The sequence below is a fragment of the Brucella sp. TWI559 genome (genome assembly GCF_039674265.1).
GTDB classification, from domain to species: Bacteria; Pseudomonadota; Alphaproteobacteria; order Rhizobiales; family Rhizobiaceae; genus Brucella; species Brucella chromiisoli.
The window spans coordinates 1-4,367 of sequence record NZ_JBDJNE010000049.1; the positions used below are offsets into that span (position 1 = coordinate 1).

Consider the following 4,367-nt stretch of genomic DNA (forward strand, 5'->3'; position numbering starts at 1 on the left):
ACAGGCCGCTGATTGTTCACAGGCTGAGGGGCTCTTAGAATGCATCAAAGAAGGCGGCACGCTGCTTGCGGACAAAGCATACGATACCGATACGATCCGGAAGACCGCAGCAGAACGGAAAATCTGGGCCAATATTCCTCCCAAATCAAACCGTAAGGACGTATTTGCGTTCTCGCCATGGGTATATCGCCACAGAAACTTGGTCGAGCGCTTGTTTAACCGCCTCAAGCACTATCGCGGCATTGCAACACGTTACGACAAAAACCCGGCTAATTTCCTGGCTGCTGTCAAACTCATCGCTGTCCGCATCTGGTACATCACTTTATGAGTCTACGCCGTAAGGAACGCTTTGTGTAATCACTGTCTGTCTGCCATCGGTAAGCGTACGCTAGTCCCCACCTTCCAATTACAGATCTAATTGTCTCAATCGACTTTTGAGATGATCAGGACGGAGCTTCTCCATGGATACTACATTGGAGGTTCTACGAGTTGGTAGCAGAAGCCGCAGGAACCGAAAGTGGCCGAATGAGGTGAAGGCGCGGATTGTAGCAGAAACGCTGCTGCCTGGCGCTACGGTGAGTTCTGCTGCACGTCGGCACGGCTTGCTTGCAAATCATGTATCGACGTGGCGGACTCTTGCAAGAAAGGGGCAGCTGGTGTGGCTCTGTTGCAACAATACCACCTCACTGCCCAAAGGATAATCTCACCCCGAAAATGGCGCCACTTGAAATCAGACATTTCCTGCTCCTGTTTCTCAGAACAGGTTATTATCTGCCAATCAATCTGTTTTTTGCAAAAGAGCCGTGCCGGCCGCCATCATGGCAGCCGAACTCATTCACAAACCCGAGTTCACCGAATCCAGCGTCAACATCTCGCTCGTGGCGGCGTTCGCGGCGATGCTGGCCGGCGTGGTTTCACGCGGCCTGTTCGTGACAGTGATCGTGGGCGTCGTGGCGTTTCTGATGGCGAGAACTCTATTTTTCTAGGCTGGCGCGAGCGACTATCCGCCAGGTGCGCAAAAAGCTCTTGACGGATTAGCTACCTACTGGTAGGTAGCGATATGGCTCTCGAAGCTCAACGTGCCGGTAAAAGCCCTGTCGCTCCCGGCCTTTGTTACTGGTTCTGCAATGACGAACTCAACGACTTCCCATGTCGCCGGCAACCTTCTTGCCGCTTCGCTCGGCCTCGTGACCGTGCTCGGACCCTCGGCCATCGACATGTATCTGCCGTCCATGCCGCAGATGGTGAGCGATCTCGGCACGAGCTATGCTAACATGCAGTTGACGCTGACCGTCTATCTGCTGGCGCAGGGCGCGGGCCAGCTCGTTTTCGGCCCGGTCATCGACTCGTATGGCCGCAAGTGGCCGTTGCGCGGCGCGATCCTCGTTTTCATCGCGACCTCCTTCTGGGCGGCTTCGGCGCAGTCTTTCGATGTGCTGCTCTGTGCGCGGTTCGTTCAGGGCCTCGCCGCCTCGCTCACGCTTGTCGTGGCCATGAGCAGCGTGCGCGACGTCGCCTCCGGTGTTCGCGCCGCGCAAATCTTCGCGCTCTTGATGGCGATCCAGGGTCTCGCGCCCATCCTCGCGCCCGCGGTCGGCGGCGTCATCGCGGCACAGTTCGGTTGGCGCGCGGTTCTTATGGCGCTCGGCATCATCGGCGTCGTCGTGCTGGTCAACTCGGCGCTCAACCTGCCCGAGACGCTGCCGCGCGCAAAGCGCGCGCCGCTGCGCGTCTGCCGTGTCTTGCGCAGTTACACCGCAATAGTGTCGGACCGGCTCTTCCTCGTCCCCGCACTGACCATCGGCGCGGTGTTCTTCTTCCTGTTCTCCTATGTTGGCGGCGCGGCCTATGTCTATCAGACGATCTATGAGCTGGCCCCGGATGCCTTCGGCTTCGTGTTCGGCGGCACTGGCATCGCCATGCTGGTCGGCGCTGTCGGCGGCGGCCGCCTTGTGCGGCGGTTCAAGGTGGAGACGCTGGCGGTCTGCGGCAGCGGAATCGTGCTAGCCGGTGCCGGTGTGGCGCTTGGCTCCGAGTTGGCGGGCCTCGGCCTGGTCGGCATCGTCGCCGGCATAACGATCTCCATCCTCGGCCTCGGCATGGCGGAGGCGACCATCATCTCGCTGGCGATGGCGAGCCGTGATACAGATGTAGGCTCCAGCGTTGCCATACTGGGCGCGTTCCAACTCGTGTCGGCCTCCGTAGCCACCCCCATCGCTGGCATGATGGCGGAGAGCTCTGCGAACTCGTGGCTGGTTTTCCTCGCTGTGGTAGGTCTCGTCACCCTCGCGCTGACCGTGCTGATCGCGCGCAGCGGCCGCGCTGTCGCCATGCAACATTGAAAGAGAGAATGGGAGAAACCGCCATGAAGTCGCGTTCGCCATCCGTGGACCGCATCTGCTGTGCGGCCCTCGAACACTTCTCGATCCAGGGCTACGACGCGTCCTCCCTGAACGAGATCGCGTCGATGGTCGGCATCAGGAAAGCGTCGCTCTATTCGCATTTCGAAAATAAGGACGCGCTGTTCCTCGAAGCGCTGGCCGACGCTGTTGCGGCCGAGAAGTCTCATGCCGACGCGGTATTCGCGGCAGCTTCACCGCAAGAGGAACCGGGAGCGGCCTATGTCTTCTCGCTGGAACACCGGCATAAGCAGTCGGTGCATCTGCGCTTCCTGCTGCGCGCGGTGTTTCACCACCCCGTCGCGCTCAAGGCGATGATCGGCAAGGCCTATGAAGGCTTCCTCGCAGTACTGTGGCAGCGCTTCGCCGGCCAGTTGCGAATGGCTGAGACACGCGCGGCCCTGTCCGACAGCGAAATCGACCGCTACGGGCAAGCCTATATCGGCATCGTCGAAAGCCTGTTCGTCGAGTTGAACTTCGAGGGAACCAAGCCGATGGAAAATCGACGGGAAGCCCTGTGGCAGGTGCTGCAAGATTCGCTCCTGCTGAGGAGCCGATAGGATTCGTGAAACGCGATGCCGCATGTTCAGACGAACGGGTGTGAGGTCAGGCTGAAGCGCGAGTTTTGCCGTTTGAGTTTACGCAAAACGATGTCTGTTTGCGAAGATTTTCTGCCGAAAGACTTCTGCGGGCGTTTTGTACCCCAAACATTTGTGCGGCGTATTGTTGAGCCGATGACAGATGAATGCGAGATCTCGATCAATGAGGGTAAGTGGATCAAGGTCTCGGGGAAGCCAGCGTCTTGTGCGCCTATTGGTGTACTCAACAGTGCCTTTCTGCCAGGGTGACTGCGGATCACAGAACCATGTTTGCGACCCGATCCCATTCTGCAGATAAGCCCATTCTGTAAACTCAGTGCCACGATCAAACGTGATGGAGCGACGGGCTATTTGGGGCAGGGGTTGGAGTACCCTAATCACCCCATCCATCACTGGTCGTGACTGACGATCATTGTTGCGCAACAAAACCGTAAAGCGGCTCACCCGCTCAACCAGAGACGTCACATTGGCCTTGCCGAACCTCTTGCGAAACTGGATAGTGTCGCCCTCCCAATGGGCGGACTGCTTGCGCTTGGCAACCATGTCCGAACGATAAAGGATGCTCAGTTCTGGGGGAAAGCGGCGTCCATGATGACGCCGGGCATGACGTGGGCGTCGTTTGGCGCGACGTTCCGGCAGATATTTCCAAGGCTCTTCTTTTCGACCGTCGGTGGAATACACAAACTGATAGATTCTTTCATGACTGACAGAGATGGGATGCCGCTCCAGCCGCATTCTCCCGGCAATCTGTTGTGGTGACCATCCATCGCTGATGTGATCGATCACGGACTGCCGGAGCTCATCATACCGGATGAGCTTGCGCTGCTTCGAACGCCGCTCACGGCACTTCTGATCAGCAATTGTACAGTAATAGCCGTTTAAATCCTTGATCTCATCATCGGTAAACTGGTTACGCTTGAGTTCACGAAAAATGGTCTAGCGGTGCCCTTCCAAGCTTCTCAACAATAACGTCGACGGAAAGTTTTGCAGTGCGCCAGCGCGCTATTCTGCGGCGTTCATCCAAATCAATATGCGAATAGGTGCGGTCCATGACGAGTTCCTTGCATTGGATAACTCATTGTTATCATTTGCAAGTCGCACTTCAAACTAGAACCCACCTTTCTTAAATCGGCTTCGGCCTTCGAGGTCAGAAGATAGTTTTTCAAGAGCGGCCTTCGATCACTTCTTCATCCAAAATCTCATGAATGCTCTTATTCGATACATTTCCTGAAAGGCCTTCTTCGACACGGCTTTCTACACTGTCCGACCTCAGCGCCTTTGAGACAAAACTGGTTTAATTAAGAAGAGAGGATTTTCGGCTCATCATAGCTTTATCAAAGGACGCAAAGATGAGACAGAAACCCGTTCC

Annotated in this window: 5 protein-coding genes and 1 pseudogene; 5 read left to right on the top strand and 1 reads right to left on the bottom strand. The window is 56.8% G+C overall.

Annotated features, from left to right (window positions below; translation table 11 throughout):
• The 5 genes from ABE530_RS19385 to ABE530_RS19405 form a co-directional block, all read left to right on the top strand.
• The coding region (locus ABE530_RS19385) for a transposase (protein WP_499695688.1) at positions 1 to 328 on the top strand (328 nt) is incomplete at its 5' end.
• A 133-nt stretch (positions 329 to 461) separates the two neighbouring features.
• Complete coding sequence (locus ABE530_RS19390) at positions 462 to 701, top strand: transposase (protein ID WP_499695689.1); 240 nt, start codon at positions 462 to 464, stop codon at positions 699 to 701.
• A 117-nt stretch (positions 702 to 818) separates the two neighbouring features.
• Positions 819 to 986 (top strand): hypothetical protein, encoded by a 168-nt coding sequence (locus ABE530_RS19395; RefSeq protein WP_499695690.1) that lies wholly within the window; start codon positions 819 to 821, stop codon positions 984 to 986.
• A gap of 141 nt (positions 987 to 1,127) precedes the next feature.
• On the top strand, positions 1,128 to 2,342 hold the full coding sequence (locus ABE530_RS19400; RefSeq protein WP_499695691.1) for a multidrug effflux MFS transporter: 1,215 nt from the start codon (positions 1,128 to 1,130) through the stop codon (positions 2,340 to 2,342).
• Between the two features lie 23 nt (positions 2,343 to 2,365).
• Positions 2,366 to 2,959 carry a TetR/AcrR family transcriptional regulator gene (locus ABE530_RS19405; RefSeq protein ID WP_499695692.1) on the top strand — a complete coding sequence of 198 codons (594 nt, stop codon included), beginning with the start codon at positions 2,366 to 2,368 and terminating at the stop codon, positions 2,957 to 2,959.
• Positions 2,960 to 3,037: 78 nt separating this feature from the next.
• Here ABE530_RS19405 and ABE530_RS19410 read toward each other — a convergent pair.
• Positions 3,038 to 4,049, bottom strand: a pseudogene (locus tag ABE530_RS19410) (IS30 family transposase).
• Positions 4,050 to 4,367 lie beyond the last annotated feature (318 nt).